The sequence below is a fragment of the Cytobacillus sp. FSL H8-0458 genome, from assembly GCF_038002165.1.
GTDB lineage: Bacteria > Bacillota > Bacilli > Bacillales > Cytobacillaceae > Cytobacillus.
This window is the reverse complement of sequence record NZ_JBBOBR010000001.1, coordinates 2,201,161-2,224,848: the sequence shown is the minus strand read 5'-3', so window position 1 is coordinate 2,224,848 and position 23,688 is coordinate 2,201,161. Positions and strand designations below refer to the sequence as shown.

The following is a 23,688-nucleotide window of genomic DNA, read 5'->3' as shown; positions in this document are numbered from 1 at the left end:
TTAACTAATGGTTCAAAACTGTTTAACTTCCCAGAAGCATAATCATATCGGTGTCATGTGGAAAACCGTGTCTGAGGCGTGTAATCTCGCATGTGATTACTGCTATTACAGCAGCTGCGGCGGCCAGCCGGGGAAGATCGCTAAAATTGATCCAATCCTGCTTGAAAAGTTCATTAAAGAATATATGTCCCTTACCAATGGGGTTGCCTCTTTTGCCTGGCAAGGAGGAGAGCCGCTTTTAGCCGGCTTGGATTTTTTTAAACAAGTTGTACTTTTACAGGCAAAGTATGCCCCGAAAAATACCATCATAAGCAATTCGCTGCAAACGAATGCTACCCTCATTACTGAAGAATGGGCAAGTTTTTTTAAACAATACAATTTTTTGATTGGTGTAAGCCTTGATGGGCCAAGGAACATCAATGATGCGAGAAGGGTAACGGGCCATGGAAAGGGAAGCTTTGACCGGGTAATGAGCGGAATCGAACTTTTGCGTAAAAACCGTGTTGATTTTAATATTCTTACCGTTATTCATCAAGGCAATGCCGGGATGGCTCGGGAGTTGATGCAATTTTACCAGGAGGAGGGCTTTACCCATGTGCAATTTATCCCTTGTATGGATTTTCGCGCTCAAGAGCCGAATCTTCCGGGTCAATACTTGATTTCTCCAAAAGAATACGGCCAGTTTTTGTGTGAGGCATTTGATGCTTGGTACAACGATGGTAATCCATTTAGATCGGTAAGGTTTTTCGATAATATGCTGAATGTCTATTTGCATCAGGAGGCGGAATTATGTATCCACCGAAAGTCTTGTCCAAAAACACTTATTCTTGAGCAAAATGGAGACGCCTTCCCGTGTGATTTTTATATAAATGACGATTATAAGCTAGGGAATGTTCGTCAGGATTCTTTAATAGACATTTTAAATAGTCCAAAATATGAAGATTTTCTTGGGTTGAAGCCTGCTTTGCCGGATAAATGCAAAAGCTGTATGAACTTAAAGCTATGCCATGGAGGCTGTCCGAGAAACCGGTGGAGTCAAGGGAATGATACAGTCATTCCAGACTATTTCTGTGATAGCTATATGCAAGTTTATAACTATGCACATAAGCGAATGGAAAGCTTAGCGGAAAATGTCAAAATGCAATGGCTTCGAAGCCATCTTGAGGCTGGACGTACAAAGCCAGAAAGAAATGATGTATGCCTATGCGGCAGCGGGAAAAAGTTTAAAAAATGTTGTGAAAGGTTTATTCAAACAATCTAACCTTATTATTGGGGGGATGCAAGTGGATCTAAGCGCCGGTTTCTTGCTTATAGTAATTGGTGTACTTGCAGGAGGATACGGAACAATTGTCGGTGCGGGTGGCGGATTTATTTTCGTTCCCGCCCTGCTTCTCATTTTTCAATTGGAGCCAGCGATTGCTGCAGGCACAGGACTTATCATCGTCTTAATAAATTCTCTATCTGGTGTAATTGGTTATGCGAAAAAAGAGAAGATTCAGTATCAAAATGGACTTATATTAGGCATCGGTGCTTTGCCCGGTTCCTTATTGGGAGTCTGGCTGCTCCAGCACTACTCATCAGGTTATTTTTATGTTATTTTTGCCACTTTATTAGTTGCGCTCGGAACCTTTTTATTTACGAAGAACCTGCCGGAAAAATGGAGAAGGCATGTTCCTTCTGAAGGCTATGAGTATGTAGCAGCAGCTTCCTCTATTGGCAAGGATGGTTCCATTCATCAATCCGCAGCAGTAAGTAAAATAGATAGCACCTATAAGGAAAAATGGCTCATTCCGCTGGGGTTTTTAATTGGAATTTTATCCAGCTATCTCGGAATCGGAGGAGGCTGGCTCCTTGTTCCTATTTTAGTTTATGTATTTAAGACTCCTGCTCACTACGCAACTGCAACATCTATTTTTTCCCTCTGTCTTTATACCTCTGTGGGTGTAATATCGCATATTTATTACGGTAATATTGACTGGCAGACGGTAGTTTATGGGGGGCTGGGTGTCATTGCCGGTTCACAGCTTGGGGTTTTACTTTCCCAAAGAATCCCGGGGAGAGTAATTATTCAAATGCTGTCGGTATTGCTGATTTTAATAGGATTTCGAATGTATTTTAACTTTTAATGTTTCCAAAGCTGTTGGGAAACTATATTAGGGCTGGACTTGTTGGATTGATGGTATAAATTATGGTATTATAACACAAAGATAAAGATTGAATTGGAAGGGAATTTCTTTATGAAGCCGTTACAAAATGATAGTGTTATACCACTTTACCATCAGCTCAAAGAGCGGTTGAAACAATCTATAGATAATGGGCTCTGGAAGACCGGTGATCAAATACCTTCTGAGAATCAACTAATGAAGGAGTACAAGGTTAGCCGGAATACCGCAAAAAAAGCCATTGAAGAACTTGTTCAAGAGGGATTGCTTTATCGCATTCAAGGCAAAGGTACTTTTGTGACTAAACCAAAGCTAGAGCAATCACTTATGGGATTATATAGTTTTAGCAAGGTGTTTAAGGAAAAAGGGATGGAGCCTAAAGATATAATATTGGAAGTACGAGAGATCAGTCCAACTCAAGAAATTTTGAAAGAATTGCAGTTAACAAAAGATGAGAAAGTAATTGAAATGCGGCGTCTGCGCTGTGTAGATGACGAACCTGTAATCTTGGAATCCTCCTACTTTTCAAAAGAAATCGTATCAAATTTACATGTTTTTGAAAGGGTAGGTAAGATTTCATTATATGATTTGCTTGAGCAGGAATTTAATGTTTTTGTTACAAAGGCGAAAGAAGCTTTTGAACCTGTTTTAATCCGAAAGGATGAAAGTGAATATCTTCAAACAGAAGCTGGAAAGCCTGCATTATTATTAGAGAGAACCGCTTATGATGCAAATGGTCAGCCTGTAGAATTTTGCCGCTCTATTATTAGAGGGGATCGCTGCCGTTTTTACACAGAACTCACTTAATGATTGTATTTCAAGAAGTCTATCTGAATTAAACTCAGATAGACTTTTTTATTTTAGCTATATTGATTAGGCTCTCCTGAAGTTACAGCTTTGTATCTCGTTCTCGTAAAACCTCTTTTTTGGATGTAATCCATACCATTGAAGGGCACACCCCTTTGTTTAATTCTTCTTTGGAGCATGAGGATTTTTTAAATGAAGATTGCCCAATTGAAAAGGTGATGATCGAAGCAGAGAAAAGGAAGAAAGATGAGATGAACAATAAATATATCGCTGATATTGCAAAAGAAATTGAGTTCACAAAGAATCACAAAATGAATTGTAATCAATCTGGGTAATTTGTTGAATTTATATGATTATGCAAAGAAATTATCATTTTGTAATAAGAAGAATGGTCCAGTTCTACATGTGAAGGGTGCCTTATTAAGTTGTACATTTTTACACAAGCATTATAATAATAATAATGTAAGCGATTACAAGTTTGAGGAGGATTCTATGGCCAGATTAATTCATTTTGAAGTCCATGCAGATGATATGGAGCGGGCTAAAAAGTTTTATGGAGAGGTATTCGGCTGGTCATTTCAGGATTATAGTGAATATGCCGGAATGCCTTATTATGGAGCAGTGACTGGAAATGATGAAGAGCCGGGCATTAACGGTGCTCTGATGCAGCGCCAGGGACCGCCTCCAGGAGATAATCAAGCGATAAACGGATATTCCTGCACAATTGGCGTGGAAGATTACGATGCAGTGGAAGGCAGGATTCTTGAAAACGGCGGCACTGTCGCATTACCGAAGTATGCTCTTCCTGGAATGGCTTGGCAGGGGTACTATAAGGATACTGAAGGGAATATTTTCGGTATTCACCAGCCGGATGCAAATGCCAAGTAAACTTATCTGAAACTTATAGCATCATATGGGAAAATACATAAATGAAAAAAGCCTTCTCCATCGCGAGAGGGCTTTTTTCATGAGGGAGCGAGCCAAAAGACTGGCTCCTCTGATTTGTTATCAGGCACTGATTTTCACAATCTTGCCTTCCTTGCGCTTCTTCGCATATTCTGCTGTAGCAGTAAATAGAACATCTGAGGAAGAGTTAAGGGCTGTTTCACATGAATCCTGTAATACACCAATAATAAATCCTACCCCGACAACCTGCATCGCTACGTCATCCGGAATTCCGAATAAGCTGGCTGCTAAAGGAATGAGAAGAAGGGATCCGCCTGCAACACCTGAAGCACCTGCTGCAGAGACTGCTGCTAACACACTAAGGATTAGGGCTGTTCCAAAGTCTACTTGAATACCTAATGTGTGAACCGCTGCAAGAGTCAGAACAGAAATTGTAACAGCTGCACCTGCCATATTAACCGTTGCGCCTAATGGGATAGATACGGAATACGTATCTTCATCCAGCCCAAGCTTTTCGCATAAGCTCATATTTACAGGAATGTTGGCTGCTGAGCTGCGTGTAAAGAACGCTGTAATTCCGCTTTCTCGTAAGCATCTAAACACAAGCGGATATGGATTTCTGCGAATATTTAAAAATACGATAAGAGGATTCACAACCAGAGCAATAAAGAACATGCAGCCCAGTAGGATGAGCAGTAACTTACCGTAATCCATCAGTGCAGAAAGCCCGTTGCTGACAATCGCATCAAACACAAGACCCATAATTCCGATTGGAGCTAAGCTGATCACCCATTTTACTAGAGTCGAAATGGCATCCGAAAAATTTGCGAGCATGTTTTTTGTAGTGTCAGCTGCTTTTCTTAAGGCAATGCCAAGAAGGATGGCCCAAGTCAGAATCCCGATATAATTGCCGTTGATCAGTGCATTGACCGGGTTGTCCACAACATTAGTCAGCAGTGTTGTAAGAACTTCTGCTATCCCTCCTGGAGGTGTTACATCCTCTGCTCCCGGCGCAAGTGAAAGGGTAACAGGGAAAATAAAACTTGCTACAACGGCGACAAGTCCGGCTAAAAAGGTGCTTACACCATAAAGAGCTATAATGGACTTCATATTCGTCTGCTGGCCGCTTCTGTGTTTGGAAATGGCATGCATGACCAGGAAAAGAACCAGTACGGGTGCTACTGCTTTTAATGCACTTACAAATAATGTACCGAAGATAGAGACCCATCCCGCTGCTTTCGGAATAGTCAAAGCGAGGGCTATGCCTGCGATGATGCCCAGCAGAATTCTTTTTACCAGGCTTATTTGGTTCCACTTGCTGATTGCGTTTTTCATTCGATTCCCTCCGAAGTGATTATTATATAAAAGAGAATAATGGCTTATCACTGTTATCCGACAGTGATATTTGTTAGTTTAACACAAATATTATAAATTGTGCGATAAATTATTATATTGAAATATCTGTTAAACGACTATTAAATAGATAGGTTGCTGTTAATAATGGTTTTAGGGTTTTAAATATGTGGAATGATAATAAATAAATCAATACTTTTTTGCTTGTGGAATAAGAGTCCTTATATAACTGCAATCTAAAAATGTACATAAGATCGAAAGATGAGGTACACACCATGACAGGAATTCTATTAGCCCTCATTGCAGCGGTTTCATGGGGCAGCATTGTATTTGTCAGCAACAAGCTTGGCGGGGACGAGGACAGCCAGACGCTAGGTACAACAATAGGAGCCCTATTATTTGCCATCGCGGTCTATCTTTTCAAGAGACCGGATCTGTCCAATATCGTTTGGGCAGTCGGCTTTATTTCTGGTTTGTTCTGGTCGATCGGGCAGAAAAATCAGTTTGGGGCAGTCCGCTATTTGGGAGTTGCCAAGACAGCTCCGATGTCCACAGGCCTGCAGCTTATTGGAACAACTTTTTTTGGAGTATTCATTTTTAAAGAATGGGAAACAAGGATGAGCATTATCATTGGAGTCACTTCTCTGGTCTGTATTATTGTCGGTGCTGTTCTGACTTCTTTGAAACAGGGAGATGACAAGGAACAGGGAAAAAGCCTCAAGAAAGGCCTGCTTGTACTACTATTATCGACAGCTGGATTTGTCGGGTATGTCGTACTAATCCGCTGGTTTGAAATTGACGGCTGGTCTGCCATCCTGCCGCAGGCGATTGGGATGGTAATAGGAGCATTCCTCATTACTCTGCGCCGCAAGCCATATAACAAATTTGCTGTCCGGAATATCATTACGGGGCTTATTTGGAGCACGGGGAATCTGGGATTGCTGCTTTCACTGCCGAAGATCGGCGTTGCCACCAGCTTTTCACTTTCTCAGACCGGAATAGTTATTTCGACCATTGGCGGGCTATTCTTTTTAGATGAGCGGAAAAGCAAAAAACAGGTGTTTATGGTTCTCCTTGGCTGTTTGTTTATTATCGCTGGCGGAGTATTGCTTGGCTTTACAAAAAAATAAGGGAGTGATCTTATGTATCCAAGTCTTGAAGGAAAAGTTGTCGTTATTACCGGCGCAGCGACCGGGCTGGGAAAGTCAATGGCAGAACGGTTCGGTGCTGAAAAAGCGAAGGTTGTCATCAATTATTTTAATGAGGAACAGGAAGTGCAGGGGATCATAGAAACGATAGAGAAAGCCGGCGGCAGTGCCTCTGCCATACAGGGGGATGTTACAAAGGAAGAGGATATTAAAAGAATGATCGCACATGCCATTAAAACGTTCGGTTCTCTCGACGTCATGATCAATAACGCGGGAATTGAAAATGAAGTACCAACTGAAGAACTTACCCTGGAGGATTGGAATAAAGTTATTTCGACAAATCTAACGGGACAGTTTCTAGGCTGCCGTGAAGCGATTGACTACATGCTGGAAAACAAAATAAAAGGCTCGATCATAAATATGTCATCAGTTCATCAGGAAATTCCATGGCCTCATTTTGTTCATTATGCAGCAAGTAAAGGCGGAGTCAAATTGATGACCGAGACCCTTGCGCTTGAATTTGCCCCGCACGGGATCCGGGTGAACTGCATTGCCCCTGGTGCTATTGATACACCCATTAATGCAGAAAAATTCGCAGACCCGAAATTGAAAAAAGGTGTTGTTGAGCTTATTCCCATGGGCTACATCGGCAAGCCCGAAGAAATAGCAGCTTGTGCAGTATGGCTGGCATCCACTGAAGCAAGCTATGTCACCGGAATGACCTTGTATGCTGATGGCGGCATGACACAATATCCTGGATTTCAGGCTGGCAAAGGATGAATGGAAAGCTCTTCTCATTGTGAGAGGGGCTTTTCAATTTTTTCAGGCAGTTAGCGGAAATCTTTTGCCCAGCGGTAAAAAGAAACACATAAAAAATCCGGCCGCTTAAAAAGGGCCGGACCTGAAGGGGTAAAGAAAAAGGGCTTTATGATGTTTCGGTACATTTACATTGTAATGCGTAAATGTTAACAAACTATGACCGGGATAAGGACAAATTATTAAATATACCCCTTGGATTATACATTGTTAAGGATCCGGAAAAGATACTTACAGCGACTTTCACTGCTTAGCAGGGCAGCTAAAAAGGCAGGAGCGATATTCCCTGCCTAACTATCAATTATTTTCTTTTTTGTGCCTTCATTTTGTTCGCTTCTAGTTCAGCAGCATACTCTTCGTATGTTTTACCCTGCTTTTGGCTCTCAGATTGAATTTTTTTGAACTTGTTATCATTAAGATTCGGCATGTCTACACCTCCCCCTGGACAAGAATATTTTTTACAAAGGCATGAACATTATTCGGACGAAATAAATTAAGTACTTTTAGGAATAAGGTTTCACTTCCATTTTGATGGGTGTGATTAACAAGGCATCCTTTTATGGAGGCATTTCCAATACCTAACATTTAGAGTGAATTCAGGTATAAATTTTCGAACCCGAGTAAAAAATATGGTCATTCATTTTTAGGAGGTTCGAGTGTGGCAGATAACAAAGATATGAATCCAGCAAATGAGCAGAATGTTAATCGTGAGACACTGACAACTCGGCAGGGGCATCCTGTTACGGATAACCAAAACATTCGCACGATAGGCAATCGGGGACCAGCGACCTTGGAAAATTATCATTTCATTGAGAAGATCTCCCATTTTGACAGGGAAGAGGTTCCGGAGCGTGTGGTTCACGCCAGAGGTGCAGGGGCATTCGGTTACTTTGAAACATACGGAAAAGTGGGAGATGAGCCGGTTGAGAAGTATACCCGAGCTAAGGTCTTTTCAGGTGCAGGAAAGAGGACGCCATTGATGGTCCGTTTTTCAACTGTGGCTGGTGCAAAGGATTCACCGGAAACAGCACGTGATCCTAGAGGCTTTGCCGTAAAAATGTATACTGAGGACGGAAACTGGGATTTAGTCGGCAATAACCTGAAGATCTTCTTTATTCGTGATGCGATGAAGTTCCCTGACATGATTCATGCCTTCAAGCCTGATCCTGTTTCAAATGTGCCAAATCCCGAGCGGATGTTTGACTTTGTATCCAGGACACCAGAGGCAACACATATGATTACATTCCTGTTTTCACCTTGGGGAATACCCGCTACATACCGTCATATGCAGGGATCAGGTGTCAATACCTATAAATGGGTGAATGAAAAAGGGGAAGCTGTACTTGTGAAATATCACTGGGAGCCGAAGCAGGGGATCCGCAATTTGACACAGGAAGAGGCAAGCGAGATTCAGGCTAAAAATGTCGGGCATGCTACACAGGATTTATTTGAGGCGATTAAACGGGGAGATTATCCGGAATGGGAGCTTTTTGTACAGATCATGGAGGATGATTACCATCCAGAATTGGATTTTGATCCCCTTGATGATACCAAGCTTTGGCCGGAGGATCAGTTTCCTTGGCTTCCTGTTGGCCGTATGGTTCTTGATCGCAATCCGGAAGATTACCATGCTGAGATTGAGCAGGCTGCCTTCGGTACTGGGGTGCTTGTCGACGGAATGGATTTTTCGGATGATAAGATGCTGCAGGGCCGGACTTTCTCATATTCCGATACACAGCGTTATCGCGTTGGAGCGAACTATCTGAAATTACCTGTGAACGCACCTAAAGCACCTGTGCGCACAAATCAGCAGCGAGGGCAAATGGACACTCGTGACCCAAGGGAGTCTGGGGAAAATCCGCATATAAACTATGAGCCATCGATGAAGGGGGGCTTTAAGGAAGCACCTGAAGAAGGGCGCACCCCGCATCGGCCAACTTATAATGCGGCAGCCATGAGCGCACCGATCGATCGGCCAAATAATTACGGCCAGGCCGGCCATACTTACAGGAGCTTTGATGACTGGGAGCGAGATGAACTGATCAAAAACCTGTCTGTAGCTCTAGCGCTATGCGACAAACGGATTCAGGATGCTATGTTTGAGCATTTTACACAGGCTGATGAAGACTATGGCCGCCGTGTCAAGGAAGAAACCGAGAAAGTCATGAAAGAGATCCAGGCGATGAGCGGGGAAAAACAAATTCCAGGCCGTGACGCTGGAAGATCTAAATATGGCCAGGGTTCAATCGCTGAAAACCAGGCATCAAAAGAAGCGGTTGAGAAAAGCCATGAAACGGATCCCTATTAATAGCAAACATGGACTGTCCCAAAGTCAGGAATACTGACTGCAGGGCAGTTCTTTTTTTAGGGCAGATAGGATTTTTTCCCGGTTCTATAGAATAATCTTCTAAACTATATAACCAGAGGTGCCGAAATGAAACCAATTATTGGAGTTACGTCAAATTTAGATGATCATAACCTTTCTGTATCAATGGATAATATCCATTCATTGATAAACGCAGGGGCCGTACCAATTGTTGTGCCCAATCTTCTGGATGATGACCAAAATGAAAAATTAGCTGAAACGCTTGACGGGCTGCTGCTTACTGGCGGGGGGGACATCGACCCAACACTATTTGGTGAAGAACCCCATCAAAAGCTGGGCAGTATTTGTCCGGAAAGAGATGCATTCGAAATCAGCATGATTCATAAAATGCTTGCTCGAGATAAACCAATCTTAGCCATATGCAGGGGCTGCCAAATTCTCAGTATTGCTCTTGGGGGTGATATGTATCAGGACATCTTTTCCCAAATGGGCGTACCTTTGCTGCAGCATGGCCAAAAAGCACCCCGATGGCATGCGACTCACTTTGTGAATGTGAAAAGTGATTCTCTCCTCCACAAAGTTACTGGAATGCAAAGCTTTAAAGTAAATAGCTATCATCATCAGGCTGTCCGCAAAATGCCTGAAAATTTTGAGGTATGTGCAGAGGCCAATGATGGGGTTATTGAGGCTTTTGAGAGTAAAGAGCATCGCTTTGCATTAGGGGTACAGTGGCACCCTGAATGCATGACACAAAAGAATGATAACCCTTCAAAAGCCATATTTGATGCATTTGTTAAGGCTTGTAAACAATAATACAGAAGGTGAAAAGCCGTCGCACTTTTAAAATTTGCGACGGCCGTTTCATAGCCCTTCCTCCAAATAAGTCTCAGCACTGGCGATAAACTCCCGGACCGCAAACGATAAGTACTTATCCTTTTTCCAAATCATCCCGAGCTCTAAATTAACAGCAGATTCAGAGATTGGCAGAACCACAAGGTCATTGCAGTTTATATTTTGACAGATTTTGCTTGGCAGCATGGTGATTCCCAGTTTTCCTTCAACCATTCCCAGCAGGAAGTCCTTTTGCGAGCTTTCACAGACGATATTAGGCTGAAAGCCGCTGTTTAAGCATTCCTCAATAATCAGATCATAGAGGGTGAAATCTTTCCTGTAGAGGATGAAAGGCTCTTTGGCTAATTCTGAAAAATGCACTTCTTTTTTCGAAGCAAGCCTATGCTCCCGGTGGATAATGAGCATTAAGGGATCCCTTAGGACGTTGATTATTTCAAAACCGCTTCCCTGGGCCGGAACCGTGCAAATAAGGCCAATATCCAATGTGCCATCTTCTACCCCTTTTTTTATTTTCTTCGTGCCGACTTCTGTTAATTTAATTTCGATCAATGGGAACTTTTCTTTATATTGGCTGATAAGCTTCGAAAAGAAGGCTGCGCCGACTATGGGAGGTATGCCTATTTTGATCTCACCGCCCTTCAGCTCCATTAAATCTGTTAACTCCAATGTCAGGTTCTGAAATGCGTCCAGCACTTTTTTCGCATTGATTAACACCGCTTTTCCAGCATCAGTTAATTCAAGCTGCTTCGATGACCGATAAAATAGAGGCACTCCCAGTTCGCCTTCGAGATTTTTGATGGCTTTGCTGATTGAAGGCTGGGTGACATGCAGGGTCTGTGATGCTTTTGTGAAGCTTAAATGCTGTGCCACTTCAGCAAAATATTCTAAATGCCGGATATCCAAACACTTCACTCCTTTCTTATAACCAAAAGGCATAAGAATTATAGATTATATGTATTTCATTTATGGATGCCACTCATTATATAATAATCTACAACAAATACTGAAAATTAACAATATTCAATAAGGGGAGATGGATAGAATGGATTTGCAGAAAGAATCTTTACTGCTTCATGAGAAGTTTCAAGGGAAGTTAACGGTCGATGTAAAAATGCCTCTGAACAGCATGAAGGATTTAAGCTTAGCCTATTCCCCTGGAGTGGCAGAGCCGTGCCGAAGAATCCATGACCAGCCTGAGAAAGTCTATGATTATACAATAAAAGGAAACTTAATTGCCGTGGTCTCTGACGGAACATCTGTACTGGGACTTGGCGATATTGGCCCTGAAGCCTCCATGCCTGTGATGGAGGGGAAGGCTGCACTATTTAAAGCTTTTGCAGGGGTTGATGCGGTTCCGATTTGCCTTGATACGAAGGATCCCGAAGAAATCATTAATACAGTCCGGCTGCTGCAGCCTTCCTTTGGGGGCATTAACCTGGAGGATATCGCGGCACCCAATTGCTTTTACATCGAAGAACGGCTGAAGCAGGAAATGAATATCCCCGTTTTTCATGATGACCAGCATGGAACAGCAATCGTAACAGCAGCCGGTTTAATCAATGCGCTGAAGCTTGCCGGTAAAAAAATGGATGAAATAAAAATCGTAATCAATGGGGCTGGTGCGGCTGGAATTGCGATTATCAAGCTGCTCCTTAATATGGGAGCAAAAGATATCATCATGTGTGACACAAAGGGAGCGATTTATGAAGGAAGGCAAGATCGAATGAACCCTGTCAAAGAGTCTGTTGCGAAAATCACCAATCCAGGAAAGCGTAGAGGTCTGCTTGAGGATGTTATCATTGGCGCGGATGTGTTCATCGGGGTTTCCTCTGCCGGTGCCTTAACAAAGGAGATGGTCGAAACGATGAGTCCGGATTCCATCATTTTTGCCATGGCCAATCCAGTTCCTGAGATCATGCCGGATGAGGCGAAAGAGGCAGGCGCTAAAGTCGTTGGAACAGGAAGATCAGACTTGCCGAATCAGGTGAACAATGTCCTCGCATTCCCTGGTATTTTCCGAGGAGCCCTGGACGTCAGGGCTACTGAGATTAATGAAGAAATGAAAATGGCAGCTGTCGAAGCTATTGCCGGATTAATCGACGCTACAGACCTGACACCTGATTATGTTATTCCAGGGCCGCTCGACAGCCGGGTTGTCCCTGCAGTAAGAGATGCCGTAATAAAAGCAGCCCAGGAAACAGGTGCAGCCCGAATCGAAATTATACTGAACCAAATAATAAGTCAATAGAATGAAATTAGCATGCGAAGGCATGTTCAAGTGAAATACATCATAGTATCCAAAATATAAAGCTGCTGGTTTTGCCAATGGGATTGAATTGATCACTTTCGTCACTTTGAATTTATTTAAAAGGGAGACTGATACCGATGAAAGTATACGAAGTAATTGAGACGCAGGAAATGTTCCGTGGTGAAATCATTGAAAACTATTACGTTATTTATGAACAGACAGAAAACAAAGTCTTTGGAAATCGAAACAATCATCTTTTTCAGCAGGAAAGGTTTTTAGAAGAAACTGTTAATATTTTTATAGGAAACCCGCATTCCACCTTAAAGAAAGTAAAAACCTATCCCATTCGCCATCTTGCATTTGGGGATATCCGCGAAGCAATCAGAAAAGACTTTCCGGACCTCTTTAAGAAACTGAAAAGATCTCCCGATTAATAACAGGCAGCCTCCAATGCAGGAGGCTGTTTTTTTGGGTTTTTATAATAGAAATGTTTCCTGTCTATTTGTATGATAGTATAACAGCAAAAAAGAAAACGCAGGAAGGAACGTTTTTCAGTAATTTGTTAAGGGAATAATTTAGATGTAAACATATTAGAGGGGTGGAGCAATGATTCAGTTTGACAACGTGTCGAAAAAGTATCGGGATGGTACCCAAGCTGTAGATTCAATCAATTTACATATAAAAGAAGGCGAGTTCTTCGTGATTATTGGTCCGAGCGGTTCAGGAAAAACCACTGTTATGAAGATGATTAATAGGCTGATTCCCTTGACATCAGGAACGATTTTCATAAATGGCAAACGGATCAGTGACTATGACATACATGAGCTCCGCTGGGATATTGGCTATGTCCTTCAGCAGATTGCCCTTTTTCCTCATATGACAATTGGGGAAAATATCGCGATCGTACCGGAGCTCAAGAATTGGGAGCAGGTGAAAATTAAAGAACGGATTGATGAGTTATTGGAAATGGTCGGATTGGAGCCTGACATATACCGGAGCCGAAAGCCGCATGAACTTTCAGGTGGACAGCAGCAAAGAGTTGGGGTAACAAGGGCACTGGCAGCCAATCCGCCTATCATCCTGATGGACGAGCCTTTTAGTGCGCTGGATCCCCTAAGCAGGGAAAAGCTTCAGGATGACCTAATCCGCCTTCAGAAAAAAATAAAGAAAACCATAGTGTTTGTCACACATGATATGAAGGAAGCTTTAAAGCTTGGCGATCGTATTTGTGTCATGAAGGAAGGGGAAATCGTTCAAATTGGCACACCAGAAGAGCTGCTTTCTAATCCGGAGAACGAATTTGTCCGTCAGTTTGTAGGGGAAGAGCAGGGACCGTACATGAAGGGATTCAGCCTACATGAAATCCTCCTGCCGATATCAGAAGCAAAACAGAACGGGTCAGTCATTTCCGCCACGGCTTCATTGGAAGAAACGCTTAGCTTATTGGCCACTCATGAAGAACTTGCTGTGGAAGAAGGCGGAGCCATCATTGGAATGATTAACAGGCAGGCCGTCATTCGTAAACTGGCTCGCAGCAAACAGAAAGAGGTGAGGTCATGAACACCTTGAGCTCTGTTTTTAATGAAAGGAAAGGGCAATTATTAAGTGTACTTATTGAGCATATACAGATTTCGCTTATCGCTTTGTTTTTTGCAGTCCTGATTGCGATTCCGCTTGGAATTTATCTGACTAACAAACAAAAAATCGCAGAAGGGATTATTGGCGTGACGGCCGTATTGCAGACAGTTCCTTCATTAGCTTTGCTTGGTCTTTTGATTCCTTTGTTCGGAATAGGCAAAGTGCCTGCTATTATCGCGTTAGTCGTGTATGCCCTCTTGCCCATTCTGAGAAATACATATACAGGCATAAAGGAAGTAGATGATTCCATTATTGAAGCGGCAAGGGCAATGGGAATGAACAGGAGAAAAAGGCTCATGAAGGTAGAACTTCCTCTTGCCATGCCTGTTATTATGGCCGGTATCCGGACGGCTATGGTCTTAATTGTCGGAACAGCTACTCTTGCTGCTTTAATTGGAGCAGGAGGCTTGGGAGAACTGATCCTCCTTGGAATCGACCGAAATAATACTGCACTGATCGTTCTTGGGGCCATACCTGCAGCCATATTGGCAATCCTATTTGATATGCTGCTGCGACGATTCGAGCATATGTCTTTTAAACGATCGCTCACAGCGCTGGGAGTCTTTATTGGTGCAATGATACTGGTTATGGCGATACCGATGCTGACTAATAAATCAGAAGAGAATATTGTCATTGGCGGGAAGCTTGGTTCAGAACCGGAAATCCTGATCAATATGTACAAATTGCTGATTGAAAATGAAACCGACCTTATTGTCGAGTTAAAACCAGGATTAGGAAAAACATCATTCGTCTTTAATGCTCTGAAGTCTGACAGTATTGACGTGTATCCTGAGTTTACCGGTACAGCCATTGCTGAATTTATAAAAGAGACAGCAGTAAGCACTGATCGCAGAGAGGTATATGAGCAGGCGAGAAAAGGAATGAAGGAACAATTCGGCATGGAGCTGTTAGAACCGATGGCTTACAATAACACGTATGCTTTGGCAGTACCTGAGAAACTGGCTGAAGAGTATGAACTGCAGTCAATTTCAGATCTGAAATCAGTCGAACAAAACATAAAAGCCGGCTTCACCCTTGAATTCTCAGATCGGGAAGATGGCTATCGGGGTATTCAGGAGCTGTATGGCCTGGACTTTCCAACTGTTTTAACCATGGAGCCCAAGCTGCGCTATGGTGCAATTGAAAAAGGTGAGATCAACTTAGTGGACGCTTATTCTACAGATAGTGAAATTGCCAGATACAACCTCACTGTCCTGGAGGATGACAAACACCTTTTTCCTCCTTATCAGGGAGCCCCGCTGCTGCGAGAAGAAACCGCTGAAAAGCATCCTGAGCTTGTCAAAGCTTTAAATAAGCTGGATGGTAAGATAAGTGATGATGAAATGCGTGAAATGAACTACAAAGTAAATGTTGAAGGTGCGAGTCCTGAAGAAACTGCAAGAGAGTATCTTAAGGAGGAAGGATTGCTGAAATAGACTGCATCAAACAGGAAAGTTATCGAGTATAAAACAATAGCACTTTCATAAAACAGCCCTATTTTTGTTAAATGGGGCTGTTTTTTTTGGGTTCTGCATTTCTTTTGGAGTCGATCTAACCCTTTTCTTGTGAAAGAAGCCATTGAGCGGGTAACACTCTTAGGATATTCCTCCATTTCCCGGCAAATTCACCCTTGTCCAAGACAAGTGCCCCTGCGTTTTTCACGCTTTCGCATATTCTATTAAAAAGCGAAAAAGAGGTGCAAAAGCAATGGGGTTAAATGTATCTGGCTTTAAGAAGATTACCCCGGTTAACGGATTTGATAGTACCAGTAAGGACAATGCCATGCAGAACAATTACGCATGGTCTGTTGCCGAGTTTGGAGAGTATCTTTATGTTGGGACAGGCCGTAATATTGTCTACTCGGTCCTTTCGAGCGGAGCTATATTTGGCGATATTGAGGTGCCTGAGGAATTGACTCCAAAGAATCCTGACTTTAGCGGTGAAATCTGGCGTTATAAAAAGGATGGCAGCGGGGAATGGGAGCGGGTCTTTAAAGAACCTTCTCTTGGAATTGTTGGCTTCCGGTTTATGATTTCCTATAAATCACCTTCTGGAGAAGAGGCTTTATATGCCGGCTGTGCTACTTTTAGTCCAAACCTGCTTGTTTTGAAATATACAGATGAAGAAGGGTGGCGTGTCCTGCCAAGCTTATTGCAGGGCGGATCAACGAGAACAATGGTGGTCCATAACGATAAACTTTACTTGGCCGCGCTTCCAGGAAACGAGCTTCAGGTTTCGAATACATTGCTGTATGTGAGCGAAGATCCCGAACAAAATGGCTGGGAGCAAATTGATCTGTCAGGGGATCCGGAAAAAAACCCACAGGGTAATGGAATTATTATGTCGAGCTTCAATAATAGATTGTATATTGGGACAGCCCTGCCGGAAGGCTTCCAATTATGGCGATCCAAAGATGAGAATCCTGGGGCAGACAGCTGGGTAAAGGTTGTTGACAAAGGAGCAGGCGATGCGAGGAATGAGGTGCCATTAAGCCTCGAAATCTATAAAGAATATTTATACCTTGGTACAGCCGTTTATTTTGGCATCTTCAGTCTTGATCCGAATGATCGGTTAGTAACACCAAAGGGATTTGACTTAATTCGAATTGATAAAAATGATCAATGGGAACTGGTCATTGGAAGCAAGCCTGTTGAACCATCGAATCCTGAAACCGGGACAAGAGGTACGGCCATAAGCGGAATTCCATCGGGATTTGGCAATATTGCCAATGGCTATTGCTGGCAGCTGAAAGAATATAACGGCTGGCTGTACCTGGGAACCTGGGACTGGACAGACCTTATTCCACCGCTTTTGCCCGAGGTGCTGAAAAGCTTATGGAGCGAGAATCCGCTGTTGCGTTTACTTCCGATTGAATGTATATCTGATCTTTTCTTTGCCCTGATTTCTCCCGCAACCCGTTTGACTTTTGGATTTAGTCTATGGAAGTCGCCTGATGGCATTCACTGGTTTCCTGTGACGATTAATGGGCTTGGCAATCCAAAAAATTACGGATGCCGAAATCTGTTTGTCTCTGAAAATGGCAATCTGTACTTAGGAACTGCCAATCCATTTCAGGGGTGCGAGGTCTGGGTGAAGGAGAGAAAGAGATGTCTGGATCCGCTTAAGGACATGCTGGAGAAAGGGTAAACCTGACTGGGAATGCTGAATTTTCTACCGGTTTAAATAATGTAATCGAAAAGGCCGGGAACTTCAGATTCCCGGCCTTTTTGATGTAGTAAGATCATACTCTCTTTCATAAATTCTTCTTAAACAGAACAAAAAACAAAGGAGAGTATGATTGTGAAACATGAAATGCAAAAAGCAACTTTACTCGCTGAAAATATCAATGACTTGCTGACATTCCTGAATAAAAACATCGAGAAAAATATTTTCTATATGGATACCGGCAAATTAAGACAAATCCAACTGATTGCCGAAGACTTTAAGTTTCATATCCTCGCAGATGAGCTAATCAGAATTAATCGATTTGTCTGGGATCCAAAGTACACAAATTATTTGGTGGACCGGTTTGTAACAGGGCTTACCATTATTGATGAATATGTTCAAAGAAACTATAACAGCCTGTTTATGGTCACCGGCAGATTATATACATTGAAGAATCTAAGTTCCTTATTCAGCAAAGATTAAGCAGCCTGAGTTGCTCCTAGCTTACTGAATCGGAAGAGGTTTTAGGGTGGAAGGAAATATTGCCTCTCTTAATTTATTCCTATATGGATTATAATAGTAAAAGTTTATTCTTTTACATTAAACATTTAGGAGTATGAAAAATGGAGAAGCACAAAATCTTAAGAATTCTGGAAAAAGAATTAGTGGTTGCCCTTGGATGTACGGAACCTGTTGCGATTGCCCTCGCTGCAGCAACTGCAAAGAGCCATGCTAAAGGGGAAATAAAAGAGCTTTGCTTAAAAGCGAGCGGAAACATCATCAAAAATGCTAAATCAGTCGGAATTCCCGGCATGAGTTTCTATGGTCTTGATTTCGCAGCGGCAATTGGCGCTGTGGCAGGGGACCCTGCAAGAAAGCTGGAAGTATTAGAGGGAGTGGGGCCAGAAGATGAGCTGTCGGCTCTGAAACTTATTGAAGAAGGAAAAGTAACTTCCTTCCAGGCGGACACACCGAAAAGGCTTTATATCGAAGCTGAAGTAAAAACTGATGTGCAGACTTCCAGAGTCGTAATCTCTGATAACCACAGCAATATTACTTTAATTGAGGTTGATGGAGAAGTTATCTACCAGGGCGGATGTGAAAATATAGGAATCCAATCTGAAGAAGATGAATTAATTGCACTCACCATTGATGAAATATATAAATGGGTGCTTAGTGCGGAAATCAATTCCTTATCACTTGTAAAAAAGAGTATTGAGCTCAATCGGAACATTGGAATGGAAGGCCTATCAGGTGAATACGGCCTAAGGGTAGGGAAAACGATAAAAAGGAATGTGGAAATGGGGATTTTGTCGGATGATATTGCCACTGCTGCAATGTCTTTGGCTGCAGCTGGGTCAGATGCGAGGATGGCAGGCTCCACACTCCCTGTTATGGCAAACACCGGAAGCGGCAACCAGGGAATAGCAGTCACTCTTCCAGTTGTTGCTGCTGCAGAAAGACTTAAGGTTACAAATGAAAAAATGATTCGGGCAGTGGCACTGAGTCATTTGATAACCATTCATATAAAATCAAAATTTGGCCGGCTTTCGGCTTTATGCGGTGTAACTGCGGCAGGAATGGGGGCAAGTGCTGCCATCGTATATTTGCTGGATGGACAGCTTCAGCAAATCAAAGCAGCCATACAAAACACAATCGGGAATGTTTCTGGAATGATCTGTGACGGAGCAAAAGCAGGCTGTGCCATGAAAGTATCTACCTGTTCCAATGTAGCTGTGCAATCTGCCCTTCTAGCACTCAACGATCAGGAAATCAAATCAACCGATGGATTTATTCATGATGATGTTGAAAAAAGTATCGAGAGTTTCTGCAAATTAGGAAATGAAGGCACCCGTCATACCGATGAGCTAATTTTGAAATTGATGATGGAGAAATAAACAGCCAAATGAGGCCCCTTTTTTTAGGAAGGGGCCTTTTTGGTGCGGCGAATAAATATGTACGGATTATGAAATCATCCCTCTGCGAAACATCTCTGCAATTGCCTGTGTCCGGTTTTGAGCTCCCAGTTTCCTGATAGCTGTTTTAATATACTGGTTGATGGTCACTTCACTGATAAACATGGAATCAGCCATTTCCTTTATGCTTTCACCCCAGGAAATTCTTTTCATGACTTCCATTTCTCTTTTGCTTAATAGCCGGGCATCTTCTTTTCCTTCCGTTTTTTCAAGAGTTTTTCCTATTTGCTGACCAAATTGTGTATAAAAAGAAAGCTGCTGATCAGTCATATTTCCGTGCTCGTCAAATTCATTTGTGCATATATAGCCGATAGGAACAGCGCCAAAGCAGATGGGGATAGCGAGGAAAGAGTTAACATTGGAAGTTGTAATATATTTGATGTTAATTTGCTTTAAATATTCAATCCCAGAACAATATTTTGCTTTTCTTTCATAGAGGGCAGAGTAAATAAGCGGCAATGAACGAATATCATCCCTGATATCCCTGATATGTATTAAGCCGTGGCATGTTATAGCGATGATTCCTTCACCAATAAAACCTAAAGGGGAATACCGGAATAAAAAGGCGTTTTTAACAGGGAAAATGTTCATATAGACTTCTAGAATTTTATACAGCTTTTCCTCATGACTCTCGATATCTCCTAAGCTCTGGATATTATCCAAAATGGTAGACTCTATTGCCATATTAGCACCTTCCTTATAGGGATATTATATATAGAAAATTATGAATATTCAATATAAACGAATGATAGTAAGCTTAAGATAGAGTAAAAATATTAGTCCTGGAGAGGAGGCACTCTTTAAAAAGAAAAAATGTAATCGCTTTCAACTAATTTAATTTCATGAGGAGGAAGAAAGTATGTCACCATTTCAAAAATCGAACCCTCTCAAGGATTTTGATGCTGTCGTCGTAGGTGCTGGTTTTTCAGGATTGTATATGCTGCATCGTTTGCGGGAGGCTGGTTTTTCCACCCGGGTATTTGAAGCAGGCGATAATGTAGGTGGGACATGGTATTGGAATCGGTATCCCGGCGCAAGATGCGATGTTGAAAGCATCTATTATAATTACACTTTTTCTGAAGAACTATTGAAGGAATGGAGCTGGTCGGCAAAATACGCCGAACAGCCTGAAATATTAAGCTACATAAATTATGTAGCAGATAAGTTTGATCTGCGGCGTGATGTGCAATTCAATACAAGGGTGCAATCCGCGCAATTTGATGAAAAGAAAAAAAGGTGGGACGTCCAATTAAATAATGGTGAAAAGGTTTCTGCCCAATATTTTATTACAGCCGTAGGGTGCTTGTCAGCGTCCAATGTGCCTAAATTTAAAGGGCTGGAAAATTTTAAGGGCGAATGGCATCATACCGGGCACTGGCCGCATGAAGGAGTGGATTTCACAGGGAAGCGAGTTGGCATTATCGGCACAGGCTCCAGCGGTATCCAGGCAATTCCTGTCATTGCAAAAGAAGCCGGGCACCTGACCGTATTCCAGCGGACCCCGCAATACAGCAGCCCTGCCAGGAATACGCCGAATGATCCGGAACACCTGAAAAATATAAGGAAAAATTACGCGGATATTAGAGCGAAAATGCGCCATTCCATTACCGGCATACCGGAGGAACCAAGAAATGTTTCGGTGTTTGACGAAACCCCTGAAGAAAGGCAAAAAGTTTTCGAGGAAGCCTGGAAACAAGGAGGACTGCTTAAACTAACTTACGCATATAATGACTTGTCCATATCTCCGGAAGCCAATGCAATCGTAGCGGAGTTCATTCGCTCTAAAATCCGTGTAACAGTCACAAATCCTGAAGTGGCGGAAAAACTCCTTCCGAGGTTCTATTATGGCACTAAACGCACCATCATAGATACAGATTATTTTGAAACCTATAACCGGGATAATGTATCGCTGGTGGATGTAAAGAAAGCTCCGATTCAGGAGATCACCGAAACAGGCGTTAAGACTGCGGATGGTGAATATGAGCTTGACATGATCGTGTTTGCCACAGGCTTTGATGCGATGACTGGACCGCTGTTTAAGATGGATATCCGGGGAAAAGCCGGCGTATCCCTGAAAGAGAAATGGGCAGGCGGCTCACATACTCGAACCTTTCTTGGCCTCGGCACAGCAGGGTTCCCGAATATGTTCATGCTGACTGGACCTGAGAGTCCGTCCGTATTAAGCAATATGATGGTTTCAATTGAGCAGCATGTTGAATGGGTATTTGATTGCATCAGCTATATGCGCGAACAAAACCAGGCTGTCATCGAAGTCAAAGAAGAGGCGGAAAATACATGGAGCAAGCACTGCCGTGAAATTGCCGAACAGACTTTATTTACCAAAACAGACTCGTGGTACATGGGTGCCAATATTGAAGGAAAAGCCAGGGGCTTTCAAATCTATCTTGGCGGTGTAGGAACCTACCGGAAGATTTGTGATGAAGTCGCCGAAAAAGGCTATGAAGGATTTATCCTTACAGCTTCTGAAAAAAGTGCTGTGAATTAGGTGTTTGGATTGGGCAGGCATTAATCCTGCCCTGTCAATAAATATTTTTAGGGGGAAATAATTATGGCATTAGATCCGCAGGCAAAATTTTTACTGGAACAGATGGAGGCCGCAGGAGCTCCGCCGATGAGCCAGCTATCACCGGAGGAAGCCCGGCTTACCACAGATTTCAGCGCTCTGGCTGGAGAACCGGAGGAAGTAGGGAAGATTGAAAATAGAAAAATTGCGGGACCTGGTGGAGAGATACCGGTCCGAATATATACTCCTCAAGGAGAAGGTCCATTTCCTGCGCTAGTATATTATCATGGAGGGGGCTGGGTAATTGGTGACCTGGAAACCGTGGAGGTTCCTTGCAGACTATTAACGAATATGGCCAATTGTGTGGTCATTTCGGTGGATTACAGACTGGCTCCGGAACATAAATTTCCTGCAGCTGCAGATGATTCGTACGCTGCAGCAAAGTGGGTAGCTGAAAATGCAGCATCCCTTGGAGTGGATCCAAGCCGCATTGCCGTTGGCGGGGACAGTGCCGGCGGAAACCTTGCGGCTGTTGTGGCTCTCATGGCAAGAGACAGGGGAGAAATCTCACTTGCCTATCAAATGCTGATTTACCCTGTAACCAACCATTCTTATGCAACAGAATCCTATACTGAAAATGCAGACGGCTACCTGTTAACGAAAGACAGCATGGAGTGGTTCTGGAATCATTATTTGCGGAATGAAGAGGATGGAAAAAATCCATATGCATCTCCACTGCAGGCAAAAGATTTAAGCGGACTGCCGCCTGCATTGGTGTTAACGGGAGAATTTGACCCGCTGCGTGATGAGGGTGAGGCCTATGCTGAGCGTTTAAAAGAAGCAGGCGTCCCGGTTGAATCAAAAAGATATGACGGCATGATACATGGATTCTTTTGGATGCCGGGTGTACTGGAGCAGGGAAGAAAATCAATTGAGCAGGCGGCAGATGCTTTAAAGCGTGTGTTCCAGGGCAGTGTCGCTTCGAAATAATAGATATTTAGATTGGACACTTCTGATTGGAAGTGTCTTTTTTTGTGTTCATTTTGTAAATTAATTAATTGCCAGATTAATTGAAGGGTTCATTGGTGAAAGGAAGTGGTTGCCATGAGCGTTCATGAAGACTAAAACGGAAGAGGGAATGGAAAACAGTCATCATAGAATGTTCATGAGGACGAAAACGGAAGTAAGGCGAGGAAACCGGTCGCCATAGAACGTTCATGACGACGAAAACGGAAGGGAGGAGAAGAAAATGGTCTTCATGAAGCATTCATGAAGACGAAAACGGAAGCGGGACAAAGAAAACGGTCGTCATGGAGCGTTCATGAAGACGAAAAGGGAAGCGGGAAAAAGAAAATGGTCGCCATAGAGAATTTATGACGACGAAAAGTAAGACGAGGAAAGGAAAACGGTCGTCATGGAGCGCTCATGACGACGAAAATTCAAGCGAGGAAAAGAAAACGGTCACCATAAAGTTTTCATGAAGACGAAGGGAGGAAAGGAAAAAAGTTGCATAGAGTGTTCATGACGAAAAAAAGTAGCAAAGAAAAGAAAACACTCGTCATAGCACAGAAATCAAAGTTATCCCCCAAACTGGCCAACATTCCCAATTTGGGGTAATCAATTTCCTATTCTTCCGTATTTTAATTTTTCTATTGGCGATTAAGATGCTTTTCATCCTATTTTCAAAATAAATCCCAGCTGAAAATATTAAATTTAGTAGTAATGTACCTCTTTTATTACCCCAATTTACTGTTCACATCTCTCCCC

The 23,688-nt window shown here is 42.7% G+C and carries 22 protein-coding genes; 18 read left to right on the top strand and 4 right to left on the bottom strand.

The window, feature by feature from the left end; genetic code table 11:
• Nucleotides 1-7 precede the first annotated feature (7 nt).
• The 5 genes from NYE23_RS10845 (at nt 8) to NYE23_RS10825 (ending at nt 3,857) form a co-directional block, all read left to right on the top strand.
• On the top strand, nt 8-1,261 hold the full coding sequence (locus NYE23_RS10845; protein ID WP_341077782.1) for an anaerobic sulfatase maturase: 1,254 nt from the start codon (nt 8-10) through the stop codon (nt 1,259-1,261).
• Between the two features lie 22 nt (nt 1,262-1,283).
• On the top strand, nt 1,284-2,126 hold the full coding sequence (locus NYE23_RS10840; protein ID WP_341077781.1) for a sulfite exporter TauE/SafE family protein: 843 nt from the start codon (nt 1,284-1,286) through the stop codon (nt 2,124-2,126).
• 111 nt (nt 2,127-2,237) lie between these two features.
• Nucleotides 2,238-2,969, top strand: coding sequence for a GntR family transcriptional regulator (locus NYE23_RS10835; RefSeq protein ID WP_341077780.1), 732 nt, complete (start codon nt 2,238-2,240; stop codon nt 2,967-2,969).
• 155 nt (nt 2,970-3,124) lie between these two features.
• Complete coding sequence (locus NYE23_RS10830) at nt 3,125-3,304, top strand: hypothetical protein (protein WP_341077778.1); 180 nt, start codon at nt 3,125-3,127, stop codon at nt 3,302-3,304.
• 157 nt (nt 3,305-3,461) lie between these two features.
• Entirely contained in the window at nt 3,462-3,857 is a 396-nt protein-coding gene (locus tag NYE23_RS10825; RefSeq protein ID WP_341077776.1) for a VOC family protein, read from the top strand.
• A gap of 120 nt (nt 3,858-3,977) precedes the next feature.
• On the opposite strand, the gene sstT is transcribed toward NYE23_RS10825, so the two are convergent.
• Nucleotides 3,978-5,210: a serine/threonine transporter SstT gene (gene sstT / locus NYE23_RS10820; RefSeq protein ID WP_341077775.1), complete on the bottom strand. Its 1,233-nt coding sequence runs from the start codon at nt 5,208-5,210 to the stop codon at nt 3,978-3,980.
• 293 nt (nt 5,211-5,503) lie between these two features.
• On the opposite strand from sstT, the gene NYE23_RS10815 reads away from it, so the two are divergent.
• A complete protein-coding gene (locus tag NYE23_RS10815) occupies nt 5,504-6,358 on the top strand; it encodes a GRP family sugar transporter (RefSeq protein WP_341077774.1) in 855 nt (284 codons plus the stop codon).
• A 12-nt stretch (nt 6,359-6,370) separates the two neighbouring features.
• Nucleotides 6,371-7,156: a glucose-1-dehydrogenase gene (locus NYE23_RS10810; RefSeq protein WP_341077773.1), complete on the top strand. Its 786-nt coding sequence runs from the start codon at nt 6,371-6,373 to the stop codon at nt 7,154-7,156.
• A 337-nt stretch (nt 7,157-7,493) separates the two neighbouring features.
• On the opposite strand, the gene NYE23_RS10805 is transcribed toward NYE23_RS10810, so the two are convergent.
• Nucleotides 7,494-7,619: a hypothetical protein gene (locus tag NYE23_RS10805; RefSeq protein ID WP_258549827.1), complete on the bottom strand. Its 126-nt coding sequence runs from the start codon at nt 7,617-7,619 to the stop codon at nt 7,494-7,496.
• Nucleotides 7,620-7,850: 231 nt separating this feature from the next.
• Here NYE23_RS10805 and NYE23_RS10800 point away from each other — a divergent pair, with 231 nt between their 5' ends.
• Both NYE23_RS10800 and NYE23_RS10795 read left to right on the top strand, forming a co-directional pair.
• Nucleotides 7,851-9,500 carry a catalase gene (locus tag NYE23_RS10800; RefSeq protein WP_341077772.1) on the top strand — a complete coding sequence of 550 codons (1,650 nt, stop codon included), beginning with the start codon at nt 7,851-7,853 and terminating at the stop codon, nt 9,498-9,500.
• Nucleotides 9,501-9,626: 126 nt separating this feature from the next.
• Nucleotides 9,627-10,331 (top strand): gamma-glutamyl-gamma-aminobutyrate hydrolase family protein, encoded by a 705-nt coding sequence (locus NYE23_RS10795; RefSeq protein WP_341077770.1) that lies wholly within the window; start codon nt 9,627-9,629, stop codon nt 10,329-10,331.
• A gap of 48 nt (nt 10,332-10,379) precedes the next feature.
• On the opposite strand, the gene NYE23_RS10790 is transcribed toward NYE23_RS10795, so the two are convergent.
• Complete coding sequence (locus NYE23_RS10790) at nt 10,380-11,273, bottom strand: LysR family transcriptional regulator (protein ID WP_341077768.1); 894 nt, start codon at nt 11,271-11,273, stop codon at nt 10,380-10,382.
• A gap of 139 nt (nt 11,274-11,412) precedes the next feature.
• On the opposite strand from NYE23_RS10790, the gene NYE23_RS10785 reads away from it, so the two are divergent.
• From NYE23_RS10785 to NYE23_RS10755, 7 genes are all read left to right on the top strand, one after another.
• On the top strand, nt 11,413-12,618 hold the full coding sequence (locus NYE23_RS10785; protein WP_341077767.1) for an NAD(P)-dependent malic enzyme: 1,206 nt from the start codon (nt 11,413-11,415) through the stop codon (nt 12,616-12,618).
• 137 nt (nt 12,619-12,755) lie between these two features.
• Nucleotides 12,756-13,052 carry a hypothetical protein gene (locus NYE23_RS10780; protein WP_341077764.1) on the top strand — a complete coding sequence of 99 codons (297 nt, stop codon included), beginning with the start codon at nt 12,756-12,758 and terminating at the stop codon, nt 13,050-13,052.
• A gap of 172 nt (nt 13,053-13,224) precedes the next feature.
• Nucleotides 13,225-14,178 carry an ABC transporter ATP-binding protein gene (locus NYE23_RS10775; protein ID WP_341077763.1) on the top strand — a complete coding sequence of 318 codons (954 nt, stop codon included), beginning with the start codon at nt 13,225-13,227 and terminating at the stop codon, nt 14,176-14,178.
• Entirely contained in the window at nt 14,175-15,692 is a 1,518-nt protein-coding gene (gene opuFB / locus NYE23_RS10770) for an osmoprotectant update ABC transporter permease/substrate-binding subunit OpuFB (RefSeq protein ID WP_341077762.1), read from the top strand. The genes NYE23_RS10775 and opuFB overlap by 4 nt, the downstream gene beginning before the upstream one ends.
• Nucleotides 15,693-15,963: 271 nt before the next feature.
• Nucleotides 15,964-17,403: a hypothetical protein gene (locus tag NYE23_RS10765; RefSeq protein WP_341077760.1), complete on the top strand. Its 1,440-nt coding sequence runs from the start codon at nt 15,964-15,966 to the stop codon at nt 17,401-17,403.
• Nucleotides 17,404-17,556: 153 nt separating this feature from the next.
• Entirely contained in the window at nt 17,557-17,904 is a 348-nt protein-coding gene (locus tag NYE23_RS10760; RefSeq protein ID WP_341077758.1) for a hypothetical protein, read from the top strand.
• A 140-nt stretch (nt 17,905-18,044) separates the two neighbouring features.
• The gene (locus NYE23_RS10755; RefSeq protein WP_341077757.1) at nt 18,045-19,319 is read left to right on the top strand and encodes an L-cysteine desulfidase family protein; all 1,275 of its coding nucleotides are present in this window, start codon (nt 18,045-18,047) and stop codon (nt 19,317-19,319) included.
• Between the two features lie 66 nt (nt 19,320-19,385).
• On the opposite strand, the gene NYE23_RS10750 is transcribed toward NYE23_RS10755, so the two are convergent.
• Nucleotides 19,386-20,081: a LuxR C-terminal-related transcriptional regulator gene (locus NYE23_RS10750; RefSeq protein ID WP_341077755.1), complete on the bottom strand. Its 696-nt coding sequence runs from the start codon at nt 20,079-20,081 to the stop codon at nt 19,386-19,388.
• Between the two features lie 175 nt (nt 20,082-20,256).
• On the opposite strand from NYE23_RS10750, the gene NYE23_RS10745 reads away from it, so the two are divergent.
• Both NYE23_RS10745 and NYE23_RS10740 read left to right on the top strand, forming a co-directional pair.
• Complete coding sequence (locus NYE23_RS10745) at nt 20,257-21,903, top strand: flavin-containing monooxygenase (RefSeq protein WP_341077753.1); 1,647 nt, start codon at nt 20,257-20,259, stop codon at nt 21,901-21,903.
• 63 nt (nt 21,904-21,966) lie between these two features.
• Nucleotides 21,967-22,911 (top strand): alpha/beta hydrolase, encoded by a 945-nt coding sequence (locus NYE23_RS10740; RefSeq protein WP_341077749.1) that lies wholly within the window; start codon nt 21,967-21,969, stop codon nt 22,909-22,911.
• Nucleotides 22,912-23,688: the final 777 nt, after the last annotated feature.